This is a genomic window from Lentibacter algarum (assembly GCF_040580765.1).
GTDB classification, from domain to species: Bacteria; Pseudomonadota; Alphaproteobacteria; order Rhodobacterales; family Rhodobacteraceae; genus Lentibacter; species Lentibacter algarum.
Genome location: NZ_CP158687.1, coordinates 2,617,436 through 2,639,059, shown reverse-complemented (window position 1 = coordinate 2,639,059; position 21,624 = coordinate 2,617,436). Strand labels below are relative to the sequence as shown.

The window sequence follows — 21,624 nt, the reverse complement described above, 5'->3', positions numbered from 1 at the left end:
TCCTGATGGCTCTTATTACGCTTCGCCAATTGCTCGACCATGCTGCTGAAAATGACTACGGCGTGCCGGCATTCAACATCAACAACATGGAGCAAGGGCTCGCTATTATGAAAGCGGCCGAGAAGGCGAATGCGCCAGTGATTATGCAGGCGAGTCGGGGTGCGCGCGCCTATGCTGGCGATGTGATGCTTGCGCATATCATCCGAGCGCTTGCTGAGATGTACCCTGCTATTCCACTTTGTATGCACCAGGACCACGGAAATAACGAACAGACCTGTCTTTCGGCGATCAAGCATGGCTTCACATCTGTGATGATGGATGGCTCTTTGGAAGCGGATATGAAGACGCCTGCGGACTGGGATTATAACGTCGATATCACCAAGAAAGTCGCGCAGATGGCCCATTGGGTTGGGGCGTCTGTTGAGGGTGAACTCGGCGTTTTGGGAAGCCTTGAGACAGGGGAAGCCGCTGAAGAAGACGGCTCTGGCGCGAGTGGTAAGCTGAGCGAAGATCAGCTGCTGACCGACCCTGACGAGGCGGCAGAGTTTGTGAAGCTTACGCAGGTAGACGCGCTTGCGATTGCATGTGGTACGAGCCACGGCGCGTATAAATTCTCCAAAAAACCAACGGGCGAAACCCTTGCGATCAAGCGGATTGAAGAGATCCATGCGAAGATCCCGAATGTGCATCTTGTGATGCATGGATCCTCAAGCGTGCCGCAATATTTGCAGGACTTGATCAACGAATATGGCGGAGAGATGCCGCAGACATATGGCGTACCTGTCGAAGAGATCGAGCGCGGCATCAAGTCAGGCGTACGCAAGGTCAATATCGACACGGACAATCGTATGGCCATCACGGGGACATGGCGCAAAATTGCCAAGGATATGCCCAAGGAATTTGACCCGCGCAAGTTTATGATCCCTGCCATGGAAGCGATGGAAGAGGTCTGTCTGGACCGTTTTGAACGCTTTGGTACAGCTGGAAATGCGGACAAGATTACCCCGCTCAGCATGGACGCGATGGCGAAACGCTATGACAGTGGATCACTTGATGTTTGATCGTAATATTAAGATTGCCCCCTCTATTCTGAGTGCAGATTTTGCCAACTTTGGCCAAGAAATTCAGGCGATTGAGGCGCAGGGCGCGGATTGGGTGCATATTGATGTGATGGACGGGCATTTTGTGCCCAACCTCACCTTTGGGCCTATGGCTGTGAAGGCGTTTCGTCCGCATGTGAAGACAGTGATGGACGTTCATCTTATGATCTCGCCTGTGGACCAGTACATCGACGCCTATGCCGATGCAGGGGCTGATGTCTTGACCGCGCATATCGAGGCGGGACCACATATTCACCGTACTTTGCAGGCGATTAAGGGTGCAGGGATGAAAGCCGGTGTGGCGCTTAACCCAGGCACGCCAGCGGATGCTGTTGCGCATCTGCTTGAGTTAACTGATCTTATTTGTGTGATGACGGTGAACCCTGGCTTTGGCGGGCAGAAATACATCGACATGACAGGCAAGGTGCGCGCGCTTCGCGAGATGATCGGGGACCGCGAGATTCATATCGAGATTGATGGCGGGATGGACCCGAACACTGCACCTCTCATGGCTGCGGCAGGAGCGGATGTGCTGGTTGCGGGATCGGCTGTGTTCCGTGGTGGCTCGGTGTCTCGCCCCGAAGTGTACGGCGAAAACATACGCGCGATCAAAGCGGCGGCAAACGCCGCGCTTTAAGGCGGCTCTTGAACATGGTCAGCGAGCTTCGCATAGTACGCCTCTAAGGAGACGAGCTATGAGCCTTGCTGACCGATTGAGCGCAGAGATTGCCGCACGGCGGGATGACCTTGTAGAGCTGTGTCAGGACCTCATAAAAATTCCGACGTTGAATCCGCCGGGGGAAAACTATCGCGAGATATGTGACTATCTTGATCGCCGCCTGTTAAAGAGTGGTTTCCATACAGAACTCATCCGCGCCAAGGGTGCGTTGGGCGATTCGGATCGCTATCCGCGCTGGAACATTGTGGCCCGCAAAGAGGGGCCGCGCGGCGGGGAGTGTGTGCACTTCAACTCCCACATCGACATCGTGGAAGTGGGGCGTGGCTGGACCACTGACCCGTTTGGCGGCGAGGTGATCGACGGCAAGGTTTACGGGCGCGGGGCCTGCGATATGAAAGGCGGGCTGGCGGCAAGCATTGTGGCTGCCGAGGCCTTTATTGCCATTTGCCCCGATTTTGCAGGGGCTATCGAGATATCTGGCACGGCTGATGAGGAAAGTGGCGGCTTTGGCGGCGTGGCGTATCTGGCCGAGAAAGGCTATTTCAACCCCGAAAAAGTGCACCATGTGATCATCCCTGAACCGCTCGGTCACGACCGCATTTGCCTTGGGCACAGGGGCGTCTGGTGGGCGGAAATCGAAACTTATGGCGAGATTGCGCATGGCTCTATGCCCTTCCTTGGCGACTGCGCTGTGCGCCATATGGGGGCTGTTGTGAGCGAGATGGAACGCTCGCTTTTTCCTGCTTTGGCGCTGAAACGCACGGATATGCCTGTTGTCCCTGAAGGGGCGAAGCAGAGCACGATGAACATCAACTCGATCCATGGGGGCGAGGCCGAGCAAGACCCAGATTATACTGGTTTACCAAGCCCTTGCGTGCCTGATAGCTGCCGTATGGTGATTGATCGCCGGTTCCTGATTGAAGAGGATATCGACGAGGTGCAGGAAGAGATTCACGGGCTGCTCAGGCATGTGCAATCGGAGCGCGAGAACTTTACCTTTAATGTGCGAGAACTTCAGCGGGTCTTGCCCACGATGACTGAAAAGAGCGCGCCTGTGGTGCAATCTGTTGCTCGGGCGATCAGTGATATTATGGGAAAAGAGGCAGATTATGTTGTTTCCCCAGGGACTTATGACCAAAAACACATTGACCGTATCGGGCGGTTGAAAAACTGTATTGCCTATGGGCCTGGCATTCTGGACCTTGCGCATAAGCCTGATGAATATGTCGGAATTGACGAGATGGTACAGAGCGCGCAGGTGATGGCGAGGAGCCTTTTGGACCTGCTGGACGGGCGGGAAAATTAACGCACCGCACCGCATAGTTAACGACCTCAAAAAACGCTGATTCTAGGGGGGTGTTTTCCGTGCACGATGCGTGCACAAGGCGTGCACCGCCGAAACAGGCAAATTATGAACGAGAGTTAACTTAATGGTGCGTTCGCACGGCTAACGCAGGTGGCCTGTCTGCCCGTTCTGGGCGCGTGTTCTGGAGTTAGCACTTGAAGAGTCTGCCTGTTCGGGGGCAAACTTGCACAAACGGGCTATGGAGTGGCCTGACCAAAGGGAGAGAGACGATGAGACTGATGAAATTTGCGACGGCGAGCGCTTTGGCAATGATCGTGGCCACTGGCGCAATGGCCAAGAGCGATATCACGCTGGCGATGCAGCTTGAGCCGCCACATCTCGACCCGACAAGTGCCGCCGCTGGCGCGATTGACTCTGTCCTGTACTCCAACGTCTTTGAAGGGCTCACACGCTTCGCGTCTGATGGCTCGATCATTCCGGGTCTCGCGCAGAGCTGGGTGATTTCGGATGACGGGCTGACCTATACGTTCAAGCTTGCCGAGGGGGTCACCTTTCATGACGGCACCACCATGGACGCGGAAGACGTCAAGTTTAGCCTTGATCGCGCCCGTGCTGAAGACAGCGCCAATGCGCAGAAAGCACTGTTTGCAAGCATTGCTGATGTTGAGGCGGTCGACGCGAGCACTGTTAAGATCACTCTGAGCGCGCCGAATGGCTCGCTTCTGTTCAATCTGGCTTGGGGTGACGCTGTGATTGTCGCGCCAGAGAGCATCGAAAACATTAAGCAGGCCCCTGTCGGCACAGGCGCCTTCAAGTTTGCCAACTGGGTTCAGGGCGACAATATCACGCTTGAGAAGAACGCTGACTACTGGGGCACGCCTGCCAAGCTTGATAAGGTGACGTTCAAGTTTATCTCCGACCCGACGGCGGCATTTGCTGCTGTGATGGCGGAAGATGTGGATGTGTTTGCGGGCTATCCCGCGCCTGAGAACGTGCCACAATTTGAAGCGGATCCGCGCTTTCAAGTTATTGTGGGCAATACCGAGGGTGAAACGATCCTGTCCACAAACAACAAGATGCCGCCGTTTGACAATGTGAAGGTGCGTGAGGCGATGGCCCATGCGATTGACCGTCAGGCTATTATTGATGGCGCGATGTTTGGACTTGGGACGCCGATTGGCACGCATTTTGCGCCGCACAATCCTGACTATGTCGATCTGACTGCTGACAGCGCCTATGACCCCGAGAAAGCCAAGGCGCTTTTGGCGGAGGCGGGCTTTGCCGAAGGCTTCACGACAACCCTGAAGCTGCCACCGCCCTCATATGCACGTCGTGGTGGAGAGATCATTGCGGCGCAGCTGCGCGAGGTGGGTATTCAGACCGAGATCACCAATCTGGAATGGGCGCAGTGGCTTGAAGAAGTGTTCAAGGGCAAGGATTATGGCCTGACGATTGTGAGCCACACCGAGCCGATGGATATCGGGATTTACGCGCGCCCTGACTATTATTTCCAGTATGATGATGCGGATTTCCAAGCGATGAACACTGCGCTTGAGGCCGAGGCAGACCCCGCCAAGCGTTCGGCCCTTCTGGAGCAGATGCAGCGCAAGATTTCTGGCGATTATGTGAACGGCTATCTCTTCCAACTTGCGATCCCGACGATTGCTAAGGCGGGTGTTCAGGGGCTTTGGGAAAATGCACCGACGCAGGCCAACGACATGACAGCTGTGTCTTGGGCTGAGTGAGCCAATCAAATCCAGCGCCTGTGTATTTTGCGGGCGCTGGTTTTGGATATTTAGAGCGAATAGAAAGACAGGGTGAGGCGCAATGAGCGGGCGGAGCGCATGCTGAGATTTGTGGCAAAGCGCTTGATTTCGCTCATTATTTCTCTTGTTGTGGCCTCTATTGTGATCTTTCTTTTTGTTGAGGTCGTGCCCGGCGATCCTGCGGCTTATATGCTTGGCTTGAATGCGCAGGAGGACACGCTAGCGGCGCTGCGCGAGCAGCTCGGGCTGAACGGGACGTTGCTTGAGCGCTATGCAAGCTGGGTCGGCGGGATGCTGCGCGGCGATTTTGGCACATCTTACACTTATCGCACACCTGTGAGCGAGATGATTGGCGAGCGGATGTGGATCAGTCTGCCGCTGGCAATCTATGCGCTGACGCTTTCTACGCTGATTGCTTTTCCTGCGGGGATTTGGGCGGCGAGCAAGCGGGGAAGCCTCGCTGACATCTTGGTGATGGGCTTTACTCAGCTTGGCGTGGCGATCCCGAATTTCTGGTTTGCGATGTTGATGGTTTTGGTCTTCGCGATCAATTTGCGCTGGTTTAGCGCGGGCGGCTTTGCGGGCTGGGACGCGGGCTTTGGACCAGCGATGAAGAGCCTGACGCTGCCCGCGATTGCGCTGGCCTTGCCGCAGGCGAGTATCTTGGCCCGGGTGATGCGAAGCTCGCTTTTGGACACGCTGGGAGAGGATTACATTCGCACGGCGCGGGCCAAGGGGCTGAGCCGCCGCCAAGCGCTTTGGCGGCATGCTTTGCGCAATGCGCTTATTCCTGTGCTGACGATCATCGGCTTGCAGTTTTCCTTTCTTATGGCGGGGGCGATTATCATTGAAAATGTCTTCTTCCTGCCAGGCCTTGGGCGGCTTGTGTTTCAGTCTATCGCCGCGCGCGACCTTATTGTTGTCGAGAGCGTGGTGATGCTTCTGGTCTTTGCCGTGATTGTTGTGAACTTTTTGGTCGATGTGGCTTATGCCGTTGTTGATCCGCGCCTGAGGGTGCGGGCATGAACCGTTCGCTGATCATAGGGGCCGCGCTTTCGGCGGTGTTTGTTATCGCCGCACTCGTGAGCTTTGTCTGGACGCCGTATGACGTGCTTGGCCTTGATATTCCGAACAAGCTGAAGGAACCGAGTGCTGCGCATTGGCTGGGCACGGACCATTTTGGCCGTGATATTTTCAGTATGATTATGGTCGGGGCGCGCACCTCGATTGCTGTGGCCGTAGTGGCTGTGGGGATTGGCATGCTGCTGGGCGTACCGCTTGGGCTGGCTGCGGCGGCGCGCACGGGGACGCTTCTGGACGAGGTGATCATGCGCGGGAATGATCTTGTCTTTGCCTTTCCGAGTCTGCTCATTGCGATCATGATCACGGCTGTGTTTGGGGCGAGCGCTCTGAACGCTATTATTGCCATCGGGATATTCAACATCCCCGTGTTTGCGCGGCTGGTGCGCGGGGCGGCCTTGAGCCTTTGGACGCGGGATTATGTCTTGGCGGCGCGTGTGTCTGGCAAGGGTGTGGCGCGGATCAGCTTTGAGCATATTCTGCCGAATGTGACCAACTTGCTGATTGTGCAAGGGACGATCCAGTTCTCGCTTGGCATTCTGGCCGAGGCGGGGCTGAGCTATGTCGGGCTTGGGGCGCAGCCGCCGACGCCTAGCTGGGGCAGGATGCTGGCGGAGAGCCAGACAATGTTTAGCTTTAAGCCGCATTTGGCGATCTTTCCTGGCCTTGCGATTTTGCTCACGGTTTTGGGGCTTAACCTTTTGGGCGACGGCTTGCGCGACTGGCTTGACCCACGCTTGCGGAGGGCGAAGCGATGAGCCTTTTGAGCGTTGAGAACCTGAATGTGAGCATTCATGGCACGCAGATTTTGCGGGATGTCACCTTGAGCGTAGAGGCGGGGCAGATTGTCGGGGTGATTGGCGAGAGCGGGTCTGGCAAGTCGATGACGGCGCTGGCGATTATGCAGCTTTTGCCGGAGGGCGCGCAGGCAGAGGGGCGTGTGGCGTTGAGTGGGCACGAGATGCTTGAGCTTGAGGAAGGCGCGCTTTGTGGCCTCAGGGGCAACGAGGTTGGCATGGTGTTTCAGGAGCCGATGACGGCGCTCAACCCTATCCAGACGATTGGCCGCCAAGTGGCGGAGACGATCCGTATCCATGAGAATGTGAGCCGCCGCGAGGCTATAGAGCGCGCGCGCGAGGCTTTGCGCCGTTGTGAGCTGCCTGAAGAGCGCTTCCCCTTGAGCCGCTATCCACATGAGTTGAGTGGCGGGCAGCGGCAGCGGGTTGTGATTGCTATGGCGATTGCCTTGCAGCCGAAGCTTCTGATTGCCGATGAGCCGACAACGGCGCTCGATGTGACGACGCAGGCGGAGGTTCTGCGGCTGTTGAAGCGGCTGGCGCGCGAAGACGGGATGGGGCTTTTGCTGATCACCCATGACCTCGCTGTTGTTGCCGATATGGCCGACGAGATCGTGATTATGCGCAAGGGCGAGGTTGTGGAGAGCGGCGCAAGCCCTGCGATTTTCGAGACGATGCGGCACCCTTATTCGCTCGCGCTTTTGGAAGCGTCAGACCATCAGCCCGCGCGCTCAGAGCATGTGTTGGAAGCGCCTTTGCTCAGTGTGCGGAACGTTGTGCGCGACTATGCTTTGCCGCGCGCGGGCCTCTTTGGTGGAGCGAAGCATTTTCGCGCGGTGAAGGGCGTGAGTTTTGACATCCGGCGTGGCGAGAGCCTTGGGCTTGTGGGCGAAAGCGGCTGCGGCAAGAGCACTTTGACGCGGGCCATTCTAGGGCTTGAGGAGGTGCAGGGCGGCGAAATCCTGCTGGATGGTGAGCCCGTGTTTAGTGGTAAGCGGCCCAACCGTGCCGTGCGCCGCAAGATGCATGTGGTGTTTCAAGACCCATACGGGAGCTTTAACCCGCGCTGGAAAGTCGGGCGCTTGGTGGCTGAGCCGTTTCATTTGCTGGATGATCCGCCTGTGGGCGGCGCGCGTGAGATGGCTATTATCAGCGCGCTTGAGAAGGTGGGCTTGAGCGCGGCGGATGCGGATAAGTATATCCACGAATTTTCGGGCGGGCAGAGGCAACGGATCGCGATTGCGCGGGCGCTGATTATCAAGCCTGAGCTGATCATTCTGGATGAGGCTGTCAGCGCTTTGGATGTGAGCATTCGTGCGCAGATACTCGACTTGCTCGCAGATCTCGGGGCACGCTTTGGGCTGACCTATCTTTTTATCTCGCATGACTTGAGTGTGGTGCGAAATGTGACTGACCGCTGCCTTGTGATGCAGGCGGGCGAGATTGTGGAAGAGGGCGCGACAGCGGATGTTTTTGAGCGCCCGAAGCATGCCTATACGAGAGAGCTGATTGCTGCCGTGCCACAGCTTCCGAAGAAACGCAGCGCTTGAGAGGAGAGCGATATGAGCCTTGAGGATTTGGGGTTTGACCCTGCGAAATGTTTGATTGGCGGCGCGTGGGTCGCACCTGCAGGTGGGCAGACCTTGCCATTGATGAACCCCTCAACAGGAGAGCAGATCGGCGAGATTGCGCGGGGGCAAGAGGCCGATGTTGACGCGGCCATTGACGCCGCGCGGCGGGCCTTTGAGGGCGGCTGGGCAAGGACGCCAGCGGCGGAGCGCGGGCGGATACTCATGCGGCTGGGCAAGCTTGTGGAGGGGCGTGTAGAGGCTTTGGCGCGGCTTGAGGCGCTTGATGTGGGCAAGCCTTTGAAACAGGCGCGGGCCGATGCGCTTGCTCTGGCGCGCTACTGCGAATTTTACGGTGGCGCGGCGGACAAGCTGATGGGGGAAAGCATCCCTTATCTGGACGGGTACACCGTTTACACGCTGCGAGAGCCACATGGGGTGACGGCGCACATCGTTCCATGGAATTACCCGATGCAGATCATTGGGCGCTCTGTTGGCGCGGCTTTGGCGGCGGGGAACTGTTGCGTTCTGAAGCCTGCGGAAGACGCGTGCCTTACGGCGCTGGCATTTGCGGACCTCGCCAAGGAAGCGGGCCTGCCTGACGGGGTTTTGAACGTGGTTCCGGGCCTTGGCAGTGAGGCGGGCGCAGCTTTGAGCGGGCATGACGGGATTGACCACATCTCTTTCACGGGCTCGGTGGCGACGGGGAGTATGATCCAGATGGCGGCGGCGCGGCATGTGAAACCAGTGACGCTGGAGCTGGGCGGGAAGAGCCCCCAGCTTGTCTTTGAAGACGCGGACTTGGACGCGGCGCTACCGTTTCTTGTCAATGCGGGGATACAGAACGCGGGGCAGACCTGCTCGGCCTCTTCACGCATTTTGGTGCAGCGCAAGATTTATGACGAGGTGACGGCGCGGATGGCTGAGCGCTACGGTGCGCTTAAGGTTGGGCAGGCGATGTCCGATCTGGATGTGGGGCCATTGATTTCGGCCAAGCAGAAGGGGATTGTCGCAGGGTTTTTAGCTCAGGGCGCGGACCTTGAGATGGCAGCGCAGGGCGTTTTGAGCGACGCACCCGAGGGCGGAAACTTTGTGGCGCCGACACTTTTTGCAGGGGTTAGCGCCGACCATGCGCTGGCGCGCGACGAGATTTTTGGGCCTGTGCAAGTGATCATCCCGTTTGAGGACGAGGCGGAGGCTGTCGCGATTGCCAACGGGACGGAGTATGGGCTTGTTGCCTCTGTCTGGACACAGAACGGCGCGCGACAAATGCGGCTGGCGAAGGCCATTCGCGCGGGGCAGGTCTTTCTCAACAATTACGGCGCGGGCGGTGGTGTGGAGCTGCCCTTTGGCGGCGTGGGCAAGTCAGGCCATGGGCGCGAGAAGGGATTTGAAGCGCTGTATGGCTTCACCACGTTGAAAACTGTCGCTGCGTTTCATGGCTGAATTGGTGCTTTCCATTGGCGCGCAGGCGGGCAATGATCAAACCCTTATAACAAGGGGCGTGTGATGCGCAGGTTTTTGGCTTCTCTGATTTTCGTCTTTGGGCTCGTTGCGCAAACAGGCTTTGCCCAAGAGGGGCCAAGCAAGGCAGAGATTGTACGTATTTTGGGCGAAATTCCAACTTTGCCAGGGATGCGCGAGTCTATTGAGCAGAGCGGCTATGCTGGGGAAAATCTTGATTTGGCCATGGCGCAGATGAAGCGAATGCTGGGCGATCGTCAGATTGCCAACCATATTGCAGAGCGAATATTGGCGGCAGGGCGTGGCAACTGGCAAAATGCTCAGGCGGCGCAGGGGCTGCTCCAGCCGCTTTTGGACCTTGGGATGGGACATCTAGCGCCCAGCGAGCTGGTTTATTTCTTTAAGGTCGAGCAAGTTGTGGTCGAGGCGCTTGGCAAGCGGGACTGTGGCCTTATCTTTAAAAATCGCTTGCCTGCCAACGAAGTGGCGCGGCGGACCGCAGAGACGGCGGGGCGGCTCAATACACCTGCTTTGAAAGAATACTACCGAATCCAGTATAAGGCAGCCAAGCTGGGTGCCACGCGCGCGCCAAAGCAGCTTTCATCAGCCATGCAGGAACGTGTGAGTGAGGAGATTGCAGCGGCTTTGAGCGCAGCGGCAGAGGCGGACCCGACGGCGGAGGCTGCGCTTGCGGCGTTTGAGCGGCTTGAGAGTGTCAGCAATGCGCAGGCCTGTGCTGCGGGTAAGTTCTTTTTAGATGTTGTGATGAAGATGGAGCCCAAGGCGCGCCATGAGGCGCTCTTGGTTTTGTCGGTGAGCGAATAGGGAGAAGACGCGATGCGACTTGAGGGAAAAACAGCGATTGTCACGGGCGGTGCGAGCGGCTTTGGCGCAGGGATTGCGCGGAAGTTTGCGGCAGAGGGCGCGCAGGTGATGATTGTGGATATCAACCACGATGGAGCCATGGGCATGGCCGAAGAGCTGGGAGCAGGGTCTTTTGGCCATGTGGCGAATGTGGCTGTGTCGGCTGATGTTGCTGAGACTGTCGCGACCGCGCGGCAAGTCTTTGGTGAGGTGGATATCCTTGTGAACAATGCTGGCGTCACCCATTTGCCCAAGCCGATGGAAGAGGTGAGCGAGGAAGAGTTTGACCGTGTTTTTGCTGTGAATTGCAAATCGGTCTATCTTTTTGCGCATGAGCTTGCGCCCTTTATGAAGCAGCGTCGCGCGGGTGCGATTTTGAACATCGCCTCGACTGCGGGTGTGAGCCCACGCCCCAACCTGAACTGGTACAACGCCTCCAAGGGCTGGATGAATACGGCGACAAAGGCGATGGCTGTGGAATTGGCGCCGCATGGCGTGCGGGTCAATGCGCTCAACCCTGTTGCAGGGGAGACGCCGCTTTTGGCAAGCTTCATGGGCGAAGACACGCCTGAGATGCGCGCAAAATTTATTTCGACCATTCCAATTGGGCGATTTTCGACGCCTGAAGACCTCGGCAATGCGGCCTGTTTTATGTGCTCGGATGAGGCGAGCATGATCACGGGGGTCTGTATGGAAGTGGATGGCGGGCGGTGTATCTGAGATCGAATTTTCCTTTGGAAAATCCGACCTGTTGAGGGCAAACCCGCTCAAACTCCCCCGTTAGCTGGGGAACGCTATCCCCCAGACCCCCTGGGATATTCGGGGAAAGAAAAAGAGCCGAAAGGGCAAAAATATGCGCGTTGATTTGATTTTGCTGTGTTTTGCTTATGTGTTGAGCCAGTTTTATCGGGCGTTTCTGGCAGTCTTGACTGAGGTTCTCGAGCGCGATGTGGGCGCGAGCCCTGAGGATCTGGCGACGGCTTCGGGGCTTTGGTTTTTGGCCTTTGCGGCGATGCAGATTCCTGTCGGGTGGGCTTTGGATAAGGTTGGGCCGCGGCGCACAGCGTCTGTTTTGTTGCTGATTGGGGGCGGGGGCGGCGCGGCTGTGTTTGCTCTGGCGAGTGCGCCTGTGCATATCTCGATTGCGATGCTTTTGATTGGGGTCGGGTGTTCGCCTGTCTTGATGGCGTCTTACTATATTTTTGCGCGCACCTATCCTGCGGCTGTGTTTGCCACATTGGCGGCGGTTATTCTGGGTGTTGGTTCTGTGGGCAACCTTGCATCGGCTTTGCCAACCACGCTGGCAGTAGAGGCCTTCGGCTGGCGGGCTGTTGTGGGCGGCACGGCTGTTGTGAGCGTGCTCACAGCGCTGGGGCTTTTCTTTATTGTCCGCGATCCTGAAGCGGCGCAATCCGATGTGAAAGGCTCGCTTTTTGATTTGCTCAAGATGCCTGCGCTTTGGCTCGTCTTTCCTCTGATGGCGTTTCAATATGCGCCCGCTGCGGGGGCGCGGGGGCTTTGGATCGGGCCATTTTTTCGCGATGTTTTTGGCGCGGGGGACGGGCTTGTCGGCAATGTTACGCTTTTGATGGGCGCGGCGATGATTGCGGGGACCTTTGCGTATGGGCCGCTGGATCGCCTGTTGGGCACGCGTAAATGGGTGATTTTTGGCGGGAACATCCTGTCGATGGTGGGGTGTTTCTGGCTTGGGCTCGTCTCGGTGCAGAGTCTTTGGCTCGCAGTTGGTATCTTTGCAATGATCGGCTTTTTTGGCGCGTCTTTTCCTATGATGATGGCGCATGGGCGTGCGTTTTTCCCGCCGCACCTTGTGGGCCGCGGGGTCACGTTGATGAACCTTTTTGCCATTGGTGGGGTCGGTGTGATGCAGATGTTGACGGGACGGCTTTATGCGCGTGTGGCCGAGGGGGCTGTTAGCCCCGCCGAGCCTTATCAGGCGCTTTTTGTCTTTTATGGCGCCCTTGTGGCACTTGGGCTCTTTATTTACGTCTTTGCGCAGGATCGAACCGACTAAGACTGCTTCGCAGTAGAGTTGAGGCATAAAAACAATTTGAAGGGGCCTATCGGCTGCCAGAGCGCGCGCGTTTTGCTTGAAACGCGTTAAGGCTCTTTATTCTGGGCGCACACTGGGCTATGGGGCCATGTCCTAGACATAAGGAGTCTTTTTGATGGGCTATAACGTTGTTGTCGTCGGCGCCACTGGCAATGTGGGTCGTGAAATGCTGAACATCCTCGCGGAGCGCCATTTTCCCGTGGATAAGATCGCCGTTTTGGCGAGCCGCCGTTCTATCGGTACGGAAGTGAGCTTTGGCGACAAGACCCTCAAGACGACGGATCTGGACACGTTTGATTTTGCGGGCTGGGACATGGCATTGTTTGCTGTCGGCTCGGAAGCGACAAAGACCTATGCGCCGTTGGCTGCGAAGGCTGGTTGTGTTGTGATCGATAACTCCTCGCTTTATCGCTATGATTCAGAGATCCCGTTGATTGTGCCTGAGGTGAACCCAGAGGCGATCCATGACTATGCCAAGAAGAACATCATCGCCAACCCGAACTGCTCGACCGCGCAGATGGTTGTGGCGCTGAAGCCTTTGCACGATCGCGCGCGCATCAAGCGGGTTGTTGTGAGCACGTATCAGTCTGTTTCGGGTGCGGGCAAAGAGGGCATTGACGAGCTTTGGGACCAGACCAAGAGCATCTACAATCCGACGGACAATAAGCCGCCGAAAAAATTCACCAAGCAGATCGCTTTTAACGTCATTCCGCACATCGATGTGTTTATGGAAGACGGCTCCACCAAAGAAGAGTGGAAGATGGTCGCAGAGACCAAGAAGATTATCGATAAGTCGATCAAAGTGACGGCTACCTGTGTGCGCGTGCCTGTTTTTGTCGGGCACTCCGAAGCGATCAACATTGAGTTTGAGGACTTCCTCGACGAAGACGAGGCGCGCGACATTTTGCGGGAATCGCCCGGTGTGATGGTGATCGATAAGCGCGAAGACGGTGGTTATGTTAGCCCTGTTGAATGTGTCGGTGACTTTGCGACCTTTATCAGCCGCATTCGCCAAGACAGCACGATTGATAACGGTCTGAACCTTTGGTGTGTGTCAGACAATCTGCGCAAGGGTGCGGCTCTGAACGCTGTTCAGATTGCCGAGCTGTTGGGTCGTGAGGTTCTCAAAAAGGGCTAAAAGCGCTTTGAGACGAGATTTGGGAGGGCTGGCTGAGAGGCTGGCCCTTTTCGTTTTGGGGTATGTCTTCCGGCGCTTTTTGGCTGCTCGCTGGGGCGCTCCTCCAGACTCCCTTGGATATGTTTGGAAAGAAAAAGACGTTCCGGTCGGCGGAGGCTTGCTTAGAAAGCTGTCTGCTTGGAGGTGATGGAAGGGCTGGGCTTGCGCCTCTGGCTGTGTTCGCGTCTTGTGGGGCGGTATTTAGGAGGTTCTCATGCGCGTTACGGCTCTTGTTTTGTCGCTTTTTCCTTCGGTTGTTATGGCCGATATCATCCCGCTCACGAGCGATGTGTCTGAAGTTACGCTTTATCCGCAGGGGGCCACCATTGTGCGACGGGTTCCTTATGTGATGCCTGCAGGGGGGCATGAGCTTATCTTGACAGATTTGCCGCGCTCGACCGATCTGTCGCGTGTGCGTGTCGAAATGACTGGCGCGCGGATGGGCGCAATCACGGGGCGCAGTGATTATGTGCTGCCGCGAGATGCCTCTGTGAGCGAAGAAATCGAGGCGGCGAAGGCCGATGTGGAGCGGCTTGCAGCGCTACTGCGCAAGGGCGAGGCTGATGTCTTGATGATCCGGCTGGAGAGCGAGGCCGCCGATGCACGGGTGTCTTTTCTGCGTGGGCTCGGCGAGGGCGAAAAGACCGCTGGCATGGATGCAGGCGCGCTGCGCGACTTGGCTGTGATGATCGGTGAGGAGACTTTGGCGGCGCGGCAGGCGAGCTTTGATGCGAAGTTTCGCGCCGATGAAGCAGAGCGATCCTTGAGGGAGGCGCGTGAGGCTCTGGCGACGGCAGAGCAGGTGCTGGCAGCGCTGCAGACCGAAGACGAGGGGAGTGTGCAGCTCAGCATTGCGGCCAGTTCCGAGAGTGCGGCGGAAGGTGTGATCACTGTGTCTTATATGCATTATGATGCGGGTTGGATGCCAACCTATGACATGCGGTTGGACAAGCAAGAGGGGCGGCTGTCGATTGAGCGGGGAGCGATGATCCGTCAAGGCACAGGGGAAGACTGGGCTGGTGTGAGTCTGACGCTTTCGACTGTGCGGCCGAGCGAACAGATCGAGCCGAACGAGGTTTTTGGCTGGCAGCGCGGGGTTATGGACCCGCCTATGGCAATGCCGCGCCAGAGCAAGCAGATAGAACTGAGCAGTCTTTCGCGCGAGGGTGCGCTTGCGGAAGCGCCGATGGTTGTGGCCGATGCGGCGGTGGCTGCGCCAAGCTATGACGGGCTGGCTGTGACTTATGACTACCCCGAGCCAGTGAGTGTAGCCAATCGGGCTGACAGTTTGCGTATTACGCTTGGCACTGTGGAGACTGACGCGGAGGTGCTGGCTTTTGCAGCGCCGCTCTATGACGCCACGGGCTTTATGATGGCGGGTATCACCAATGACACGGGCGAGCTTATTTTACCAACGCCGTATATGAACCTCTATCTTGACGGGCGCTTTATGGGCCAGAGCAGTTTGAATGAGGTTATCCCTGCCGGGGCGGAGGCGGATATTCCCTTTGGAGCGATTGACGGCTTGCGCTTGATGCGGAGTGTGACGCGCAACGAGGGGGATCGCGGGATGATCAGCCGCTCAACTGAGTTGAGCGAGGAGGTTGTCATTGAAGTGGAAAACCTGACGGGGCAGGACTGGCCTGTGAAGCTGTTTGACCGTGTGCCATACTCAGAGCAGGAGGAGCTTGCGATTGACTGGCAGGCCAGCCCGCGCCCGAGCGAGCAGAATTATGACAACAGGCAGGGTGTGCTGGCGTGGGCGTTTGAACTGGGCGCGGGCAGCAAACAATCTGTGACGCTAAAGTATCAGCTTGAGTGGCCAGAAGGGAAAGTTTTGCAGTAGGGCGGTCGAATTTGGCTGAGCCAAATCCGACCGATGCCGGGAGATCCCTCGCCCCTAGAAGCGCTCGGCGCGCAAGACTTCGCAATCAGTGATATTGACGACGCCGATGTGCTTTTCCACGACTTTGAAGGCAGCGGTGAGCAAGGCGTCGAGACGCTCTTCACGCACGATGCAGATGAATTGCACCATGCCTTCGGCGCGGCCGACTTGGCCTGTCCGATCCCAGAGGCCCGAGCGGCCTGAACCGCCATACACGGGGAGGATTGTGAAGCCGTGGACATCGGCTTTGACAAGCGCGTCCGACAGGCGCGACTGCATGATTTTTTCAATGGTGATTTCGACGCGTTTGGCTTTGTGGGTTTGCATGGATCAGGCTCCGAAGACAAAGCTGGCGACCGCGAGATAGAGCGGGATGCCGAGCACGAGGTTGAATGGGAAGGTGACGCCGAGAGAGAGCGTGAGGTAGATCGACGGGTTTGCTTCTGGCAGGGCCACGCGCATCGCGGCGGGCACGGCGATGTAGCTTGCCGAGGCCGAGAGGGTCATGAGCAGCACTGTTCCGCCAAGCGAGAGGCCAAGCATCAGCGCTGCAATTAGGCCAAGGGCTGCGCCGATGGGAGGCATGATGACGCCGAAGGCGATACTGCCCCAGCCGAGAAGCTTGCCGCCTTTGGCAAGGCCGCGGCCCGCGACGAGGCCCATATCAAGCAGGAAGAGGCAGAGCACGCCTTTGAAGGGCGAGACAACGAAGCTTGAGATTTCGTCCAAGCCTTCCTGACCTGTGATCATGCCGATGAAGAATGCGCCAACCAAGAGCACGATGGAGCCGTTGAGCATGATTTCGCGCCAAAGGCTTGCGTCCATGCGGCCACTTTCGCCGCGCGAGATGAGCCAGAGGGCGGAGAGAATAGCGGGGGCCTCCATCGCGGCGGCGACGGCGACCATATAGCCTTCGGAGGCGATCCCGCTGCTTTCGAGCACCGAGGTGGCTGCGACGAATGTCACGATTGAGATCGAGCCATAGTGGCCGGCCACGGCTGCGGCATTGAGCCTGTCGAGCCCTGAGAGTGCGCGCAGGAGCGCGAAAGCAAGGAGTGGCAGGAGCGCTGAGAGAATGACGCCTGCGACGAGACTGAGGCCGAGGGTCATATCGACGCCGTGGGCTGCGACGCTGACACCGCCTTTAAAGCCGATGGCGAAGAGAAGGTAAATCGAGAGCGCCTTGGCGGCGGCCTCAGGGACCGAGAGATCAGACTTTGCGAGCGAGGCGGCGACGCCAAGGACAAAGCACAGAACAATGGGCGACAGCAGATTGTTGGCTGCCAAGCTTAGGATTTCGGCCATGGTGTCCCTCGTTTTTCACAAATTTTTACCTAGATAAGCGAAAAAACGGCTCAGGGAAGAGTTTTCTTGAGTTTTTTTGTCAGGTGACTGCTTGAGGCTCTGATTTTGAAATCAGATTTTGCAGAATTTGCCTTCCTTGAACAGAAACTCTTCAATCGAGCCTTCGCCGATATTGTGCCAGAGGCCGTGAATTGAAATCTTACCGCTTTCAACGTCGTCGGCGACGAATGGGAAGGTCTTGAGATTTTGCAGAGAGACGAGCACCGCTTCTTTTTCGAGGGCAATGGCCTGGTCTTGTTCGGGAAGATCCTTGATGCGCTCGTAGCCCGGGCGCAGGATATCCATCCAGCGGCCAACGAAGCTCTCTTTTTGATCAAGCTCGGGTGCACGGCCTGCGCACATATCAAGGCAGCCTGCGACGCCACCGCAGTTTGAGTGACCCATAATGATGATATGAGCGACTTTGAGCACGGTTACGGCGTATTCGATCGCGGCGGAGGTGCCGTGCTGGGCGCCATCGGGCTTATAGGGTGGCACGAGATTTGCAATGTTACGGTGCAAGAAGAATTCACCCTGCTCCGCGCCAAAGATCGAGGTTGCGTGCACACGGCTGTCGCAACATGTGATCAACATGGCGCGCGGGTGCTGGCCGTCATCGGCGAGGCGGCGATACCAGCTTTCATTCTCTGTATAGGTGGTGGCTTTCCAGCCTTGGAAACGCTGAACGAGATACTGGGGCAGTGGTTTTGTTGTGTGCATGATCGTCTTGTCCGTTGCGTTTGGGCTGTCTTGGAGTCCTGAATAGTCTGCATTGTCAAAGAATTCGAGAGAAAAGGCGCTTGGCGATAAACCAATTGCGAGGGATTGCCTGTCATATTGACGCTTGCCGTGGGGCAAGAACCAAAGGGTGAGACAATGAAACAGGTAACGATGCTTGCGATGAGCGAGCCTGCTCAGCTTGATGCGGAGAAGCTAGAGCAGCTCTATGAGGAACTTGGTGATTCTGCGGCTGAAGATGTGGTCTGTCGCGCGATGGAAGAGCTGGCTGTGAAGCTCGCGCAGACAGACAGGCTCTATCGGAGTGGGCAGATTGCCGAGATGCGTAAGACTGTGCGCTCTATGGGCGCGATTGCTGGGCAGATCGGAATGGGCACGCTGGCCCGCGTTGCGGGGGATGTTTTGGCTTGTGTTGATGCCAATGATGGCACGGCGCTGGCGGCTGTGCTGCAACGGCTGATGCGAATGGGAGAGAGCTCACTCACCCAAATCTGGCAGCTACAGGATCTTTCGATCTGAGACGTAAGAATGTGGTTCCCTCTTCTTTGTGAGTTGCTCTAGGCTGGCGTCAGAAACCAGCCAAAGGATACTCACCCGTGGATTTGAAATTTGCCCCTGCCGATGCCGACGCGATTCCGCTTTATTTGTTGGAGGTCGAGGCATTTGACGGCTGGCTCGCGCGCCAGAGTGCGCCGGCCAAAGCTTGGGTGATGCAGTCAGGCTTTGCTGCTACACTTGGCGAGGCGCTAACCGTCCCAGCCACGGACGGAAGTATGCTCTGCGCGATCGCGGGTTACGGGACAGCCGCGGCCCGCAAGCGGGCGCGCTTTGGTTTGGCGGGAGCTGCGGCCAAGCTGCCTCGGGGGACATATAAGTTGGTGAGCGATCTTGCAGGCGCGCAGCTTGAAACAGAGGCGCTTGGTTGGCTTTTGGGGCAATATATTTTTGACCGATATGCTGAGGCGAAAGCCCCTGCAGCGCAGCTTGTGGCGCCTGAGGGTGTAGACGCCGCGCGCATCGAGGCGATTGCCAAGGGCGAAGCGCTGACCCGCGATTTGATCAATACACCAGCCAATGACATGGGGCCTGTTGCGCTTGAAGCGGCGGCGAGTGCTTTGGCGCAAGCGCATGGGGCGCAGTTTCACGTCATCCGCGGCGAAGCATTGCTCGACGAAAACTTTCCATTGATTCATACGGTGGGCCGCGCGAGCGACCAAGCGCCACGGCTGATTGATATGCGTTGGGGAGAGATAGGCCCAAAGCTGACGCTTGTGGGCAAGGGGGTATGCTTTGATACTGGCGGGCTGAATCTCAAGCCTGGGGCCTCCATGGCCTTGATGAAAAAGGACATGGGCGGCGCGGCCACTGTCATGGGGCTGGCTGAGATGATTATGGCGCTGGGGCTGAAGGTTCAGTTGCGGGTGTTGATCCCTGCGGTGGAAAACGCTGTCAGCAGCAATGCTTTTCGACCTGGTGACATTCTGACGAGCCGTCAGGGGCTGACCGTTGAGATCAACAACACGGATGCCGAAGGGCGTCTTGTGCTGGCGGATGCGCTTAGCTTCGGTGCAGAGGATACGCCTGATTTGATGATCTCTATGGCGACGTTGACAGGCGCGGCACGAGTGGCTGTCGGGCCTGATCTGGCGCCGTATTTTTCGGATGATGCTGGATTTGTAAACGCTTTGGAGGCGGGGGCCATTCATGCACAAGACCCTGTTTGGCAGCTACCGTTCTGGGAGCCTTATGAGGCGATGATTGAACCCGGGATTGCGGATCTGGACAATGCGCCAAGCGGTGGGTTTGCGGGCTGTATTACGGCGGCGCTCTTTTTGCGGCGCTTTGCGGGAGAGACAAACTATGCGCATTTTGATGTGTATGGCTGGAACCCTGCAGCCAAGCCAGCACGGCCCAAGGGGGGCGTGGGCATGGCGGCGCGCGCGTTGCTTGAGGCGCTGCCTGTGATGCTGAAGCTATGAGCGACCGCCGCACCACGCCAAACAACGGTCGCGTCGCTGCTGCGCACTTGCAGGGGCAAGTCGAGGCGGAGAAGTTTGTAGAAGGGCAGCGCAAGCAAGTGATGTTGCCTGTGGTGGATCTGTTGCGTGCGCCAGATGGCAAGCGGGACCGTCAGCTTCTGGCAGGGCAGGCTGTGACTGTCTTGGAGGAGCTTGATGGCTGGGCTTATGTCGTGAGCGCGCTTGATGGCTATGTCGGATATGTGCGTGAAGCGAGCCTTGGCGCTGTGCGTGACGCGACACATGTGGTGAGCGCGCGGGCGACGCATATTTATACGCAAGCCGATATGAAGAGTGCGGATCGCGCCAGCTTGAGCATGGGCAGCCGTCTGCGTGTTTTGCGCGAGCAGGAAAGTTTTGCGAAGGTGCCTGAAGGGTTTGTGCCGCTGGTGCACTTGAGCGGCATGGAGCCAGAGAACGACCCTGTGACTGTGGCGGAGCGGTTGCTCGGGACGCCTTACCTCTGGGGTGGGAACTCGGCCTTCGGGATAGATTGTTCGGGTCTGGTGCAGGCGGGGTGCTCTGCCTGCGGGATTGCTTGTGGCGGGGACAGCGACATGCAGGAGGCCGCGCTTGGGGAGACGCTTGCCGAGGATGCGCCGCTTCGGCGGGGAGATTTGCTGTTTTGGAAAGGACATGTCGCTTGGGTTGTGGACAGCGAGACGCTTTTGCACGCGAATGCGTATCATATGGCCGTGGCTTACGAGCCGATCTTGGCCGCAATCGAGCGGATAGAAGAACAGGGCGACGGTGCAGTGACCGCGCGCAAGAGACTTAAGGAGCGAACATGAGCGATCATTTTTTTCAGCCGGTGTCGGGGATGGACCTGCCACGCTTTGCGGGCATTCCGACATTTATGCGGCTGCCGCATCTGCCGCGCGGTGACGCGCGCTGGGCGGATGTTGATGTGGGCATCATCGGGGTGCCTTGGGACAGCGGAACAACGAACCGCCCCGGCCCGCGCCACGGGCCGCGCCAGTTGCGCGATGCTTCGACAATGATCCGTGCGGAGCATGGCGTGAGCGGAGTGCGCCCGTTTGAGGCGATGAACTGTGCCGATCTTGGTGATGTCGGGCCAAACCCTGCGGATATTCAGGACTCGATGCAGCGGATCACCGCGTTTTATAAGGATGTGATTGCGGCTGGTATCTTGCCGTTGACCGCGGGCGGAGATCATCTTTCATCCTTGCCGATCTTGCGGGCGGTGGCGGAAAAAGCGCCTGTTGGGATGATCCATTTTGACAGCCACACGGATCTGTTTCACTCTTATTTTGATGGGACGATGTATACCCATGGTACGCCATTTCGGCGGGCCTGTGAGGAGGGGTTGCTTGACCCCAAGCGCGTGATCCAGATTGGGATACGTGGGACGCAATATGACTCTGAGGACCGTGATTTTGCCAAGGCCGAGGGCATTCGGATTGTCCCGATCGAGGAGTTTCATGCGCGTGGGCCTGAGGACGTTATGGCCGAGGCGCGCGAGATTGCGGGAACGGGTGCGACCTATTTGAGCTATGATATCGACTTTGTTGACCCGACCTTTGCGCCTGGAACAGGCACGCCCGAAGTGGGCGGCCCGAACTCCTATCAAGCGCTACAGGTGGTGCGTGGTCTGAGCGGCGTGAACATTGTCGGGGCGGATCTTGTTGAAGTTTCGCCGCCGTTTGATGCAAGCGGTGGTACGGCGTTTCTTGGTGTGTCGATTATGTTTGAAATGCTTTGTCAGATCGCGGCGGGCCGTGGCTGAGGGGTCGAATTTTCGCTTTG

At 57.6% G+C, this 21,624-nt stretch carries 20 protein-coding genes; 17 read left to right on the top strand and 3 right to left on the bottom strand.

Annotated features, from left to right (window positions below):
• Positions 1 to 5 precede the first annotated feature (5 nt).
• The 13 genes from fba (at position 6) to DSM117340_RS13085 (ending at position 15,718) form a co-directional block, all read left to right on the top strand.
• Positions 6 to 1,061 carry a class II fructose-bisphosphate aldolase gene (gene fba / locus DSM117340_RS13145; RefSeq protein ID WP_089892493.1) on the top strand — a complete coding sequence of 352 codons (1,056 nt, stop codon included), beginning with the start codon at positions 6 to 8 and terminating at the stop codon, positions 1,059 to 1,061.
• A complete protein-coding gene (gene rpe, locus DSM117340_RS13140; protein ID WP_089893647.1) occupies positions 1,051 to 1,737 on the top strand; it encodes a ribulose-phosphate 3-epimerase in 687 nt (228 codons plus the stop codon). The genes fba and rpe overlap by 11 nt, the downstream gene beginning before the upstream one ends.
• A gap of 58 nt (positions 1,738 to 1,795) precedes the next feature.
• Positions 1,796 to 3,085 carry an acetylornithine deacetylase/succinyl-diaminopimelate desuccinylase family protein gene (locus DSM117340_RS13135; protein ID WP_089892490.1) on the top strand — a complete coding sequence of 430 codons (1,290 nt, stop codon included), beginning with the start codon at positions 1,796 to 1,798 and terminating at the stop codon, positions 3,083 to 3,085.
• Between the two features lie 269 nt (positions 3,086 to 3,354).
• Positions 3,355 to 4,830 carry an ABC transporter substrate-binding protein gene (locus tag DSM117340_RS13130; protein WP_089892488.1) on the top strand — a complete coding sequence of 492 codons (1,476 nt, stop codon included), beginning with the start codon at positions 3,355 to 3,357 and terminating at the stop codon, positions 4,828 to 4,830.
• Positions 4,831 to 4,929: 99 nt separating this feature from the next.
• Positions 4,930 to 5,877, top strand: coding sequence for an ABC transporter permease (locus tag DSM117340_RS13125; protein ID WP_089892485.1), 948 nt, complete (start codon positions 4,930 to 4,932; stop codon positions 5,875 to 5,877).
• The gene (locus tag DSM117340_RS13120) at positions 5,874 to 6,689 is read left to right on the top strand and encodes an ABC transporter permease (RefSeq protein ID WP_089892482.1); all 816 of its coding nucleotides are present in this window, start codon (positions 5,874 to 5,876) and stop codon (positions 6,687 to 6,689) included. The genes DSM117340_RS13125 and DSM117340_RS13120 overlap by 4 nt, the downstream gene beginning before the upstream one ends.
• Positions 6,686 to 8,278: a dipeptide ABC transporter ATP-binding protein gene (locus tag DSM117340_RS13115; protein ID WP_089892478.1), complete on the top strand. Its 1,593-nt coding sequence runs from the start codon at positions 6,686 to 6,688 to the stop codon at positions 8,276 to 8,278. Before DSM117340_RS13120 ends, DSM117340_RS13115 begins: the two co-directional genes overlap by 4 nt.
• A gap of 12 nt (positions 8,279 to 8,290) precedes the next feature.
• The gene (locus DSM117340_RS13110; protein WP_089892475.1) at positions 8,291 to 9,742 is read left to right on the top strand and encodes an aldehyde dehydrogenase family protein; all 1,452 of its coding nucleotides are present in this window, start codon (positions 8,291 to 8,293) and stop codon (positions 9,740 to 9,742) included.
• 63 nt (positions 9,743 to 9,805) lie between these two features.
• Complete coding sequence (locus tag DSM117340_RS13105) at positions 9,806 to 10,585, top strand: hypothetical protein (RefSeq protein ID WP_354689680.1); 780 nt, start codon at positions 9,806 to 9,808, stop codon at positions 10,583 to 10,585.
• A 12-nt stretch (positions 10,586 to 10,597) separates the two neighbouring features.
• Positions 10,598 to 11,344 (top strand): SDR family oxidoreductase, encoded by a 747-nt coding sequence (locus tag DSM117340_RS13100; protein WP_089892470.1) that lies wholly within the window; start codon positions 10,598 to 10,600, stop codon positions 11,342 to 11,344.
• A 133-nt stretch (positions 11,345 to 11,477) separates the two neighbouring features.
• Entirely contained in the window at positions 11,478 to 12,656 is a 1,179-nt protein-coding gene (locus tag DSM117340_RS13095; protein WP_089892467.1) for an MFS transporter, read from the top strand.
• Positions 12,657 to 12,810: 154 nt separating this feature from the next.
• Entirely contained in the window at positions 12,811 to 13,833 is a 1,023-nt protein-coding gene (locus tag DSM117340_RS13090; RefSeq protein ID WP_089892464.1) for an aspartate-semialdehyde dehydrogenase, read from the top strand.
• 253 nt (positions 13,834 to 14,086) lie between these two features.
• Positions 14,087 to 15,718, top strand: a complete 1,632-nt coding sequence (locus DSM117340_RS13085) for a DUF4139 domain-containing protein (protein WP_089892461.1) — start codon at positions 14,087 to 14,089, stop codon at positions 15,716 to 15,718.
• 54 nt (positions 15,719 to 15,772) lie between these two features.
• Here the strand turns inward: DSM117340_RS13085 and DSM117340_RS13080 are convergent, their stop codons facing one another.
• The 3 genes from DSM117340_RS13080 to DSM117340_RS13070 all read right to left on the bottom strand — a co-directional run bounded on the left by DSM117340_RS13080 (position 15,773) and on the right by DSM117340_RS13070 (position 17,821).
• Complete coding sequence (locus tag DSM117340_RS13080) at positions 15,773 to 16,084, bottom strand: transcriptional regulator (protein ID WP_089892458.1); 312 nt, start codon at positions 16,082 to 16,084, stop codon at positions 15,773 to 15,775.
• A 3-nt stretch (positions 16,085 to 16,087) separates the two neighbouring features.
• Positions 16,088 to 17,062, bottom strand: coding sequence for a sodium-dependent bicarbonate transport family permease (locus DSM117340_RS13075; protein WP_089892454.1), 975 nt, complete (start codon positions 17,060 to 17,062; stop codon positions 16,088 to 16,090).
• 111 nt (positions 17,063 to 17,173) lie between these two features.
• Positions 17,174 to 17,821, bottom strand: coding sequence for a carbonic anhydrase (locus DSM117340_RS13070; RefSeq protein ID WP_089893644.1), 648 nt, complete (start codon positions 17,819 to 17,821; stop codon positions 17,174 to 17,176).
• Between the two features lie 156 nt (positions 17,822 to 17,977).
• Here DSM117340_RS13070 and DSM117340_RS13065 point away from each other — a divergent pair, with 156 nt between their 5' ends.
• From DSM117340_RS13065 to speB, 4 genes are all read left to right on the top strand, one after another.
• Positions 17,978 to 18,358 (top strand): hypothetical protein, encoded by a 381-nt coding sequence (locus tag DSM117340_RS13065; RefSeq protein ID WP_089892452.1) that lies wholly within the window; start codon positions 17,978 to 17,980, stop codon positions 18,356 to 18,358.
• A 77-nt stretch (positions 18,359 to 18,435) separates the two neighbouring features.
• A complete protein-coding gene (locus tag DSM117340_RS13060; protein ID WP_089892449.1) occupies positions 18,436 to 19,818 on the top strand; it encodes a leucyl aminopeptidase family protein in 1,383 nt (460 codons plus the stop codon).
• Complete coding sequence (locus DSM117340_RS13055; RefSeq protein ID WP_089892446.1) at positions 19,815 to 20,648, top strand: NlpC/P60 family protein; 834 nt, start codon at positions 19,815 to 19,817, stop codon at positions 20,646 to 20,648. Before DSM117340_RS13060 ends, DSM117340_RS13055 begins: the two co-directional genes overlap by 4 nt.
• Positions 20,645 to 21,604: an agmatinase gene (speB, locus tag DSM117340_RS13050; protein WP_089892443.1), complete on the top strand. Its 960-nt coding sequence runs from the start codon at positions 20,645 to 20,647 to the stop codon at positions 21,602 to 21,604. Before DSM117340_RS13055 ends, speB begins: the two co-directional genes overlap by 4 nt.
• Positions 21,605 to 21,624 lie beyond the last annotated feature (20 nt).

Coding starts and splice junctions, on each gene's coding strand:
- DSM117340_RS13055 (WP_089892446.1), top strand. CDS start 19,815: ATGAGCGACCGCCGCACCACGCCAAACAACGGTCGCGTCGCTGCTGCG.
- DSM117340_RS13075 (WP_089892454.1), bottom strand. CDS start 17,062: ATGGCCGAAATCCTAAGCTTGGCAGCCAACAATCTGCTGTCGCCCATT.
- DSM117340_RS13120 (WP_089892482.1), top strand. CDS start 5,874: ATGAACCGTTCGCTGATCATAGGGGCCGCGCTTTCGGCGGTGTTTGTT.
- speB (WP_089892443.1), top strand. CDS start 20,645: ATGAGCGATCATTTTTTTCAGCCGGTGTCGGGGATGGACCTGCCACGC.
- DSM117340_RS13135 (WP_089892490.1), top strand. CDS start 1,796: ATGAGCCTTGCTGACCGATTGAGCGCAGAGATTGCCGCACGGCGGGAT.
- DSM117340_RS13085 (WP_089892461.1), top strand. CDS start 14,087: ATGCGCGTTACGGCTCTTGTTTTGTCGCTTTTTCCTTCGGTTGTTATG.
- DSM117340_RS13115 (WP_089892478.1), top strand. CDS start 6,686: ATGAGCCTTTTGAGCGTTGAGAACCTGAATGTGAGCATTCATGGCACG.
- DSM117340_RS13095 (WP_089892467.1), top strand. CDS start 11,478: ATGCGCGTTGATTTGATTTTGCTGTGTTTTGCTTATGTGTTGAGCCAG.
- DSM117340_RS13070 (WP_089893644.1), bottom strand. CDS start 17,821: ATGCACACAACAAAACCACTGCCCCAGTATCTCGTTCAGCGTTTCCAA.
- DSM117340_RS13090 (WP_089892464.1), top strand. CDS start 12,811: ATGGGCTATAACGTTGTTGTCGTCGGCGCCACTGGCAATGTGGGTCGT.
- DSM117340_RS13110 (WP_089892475.1), top strand. CDS start 8,291: ATGAGCCTTGAGGATTTGGGGTTTGACCCTGCGAAATGTTTGATTGGC.
- DSM117340_RS13100 (WP_089892470.1), top strand. CDS start 10,598: ATGCGACTTGAGGGAAAAACAGCGATTGTCACGGGCGGTGCGAGCGGC.
- DSM117340_RS13105 (WP_354689680.1), top strand. CDS start 9,806: ATGCGCAGGTTTTTGGCTTCTCTGATTTTCGTCTTTGGGCTCGTTGCG.
- DSM117340_RS13130 (WP_089892488.1), top strand. CDS start 3,355: ATGAGACTGATGAAATTTGCGACGGCGAGCGCTTTGGCAATGATCGTG.
- fba (WP_089892493.1), top strand. CDS start 6: ATGGCTCTTATTACGCTTCGCCAATTGCTCGACCATGCTGCTGAAAAT.
- DSM117340_RS13065 (WP_089892452.1), top strand. CDS start 17,978: ATGAAACAGGTAACGATGCTTGCGATGAGCGAGCCTGCTCAGCTTGAT.
- DSM117340_RS13080 (WP_089892458.1), bottom strand. CDS start 16,084: ATGCAAACCCACAAAGCCAAACGCGTCGAAATCACCATTGAAAAAATC.
- DSM117340_RS13125 (WP_089892485.1), top strand. CDS start 4,930: ATGCTGAGATTTGTGGCAAAGCGCTTGATTTCGCTCATTATTTCTCTT.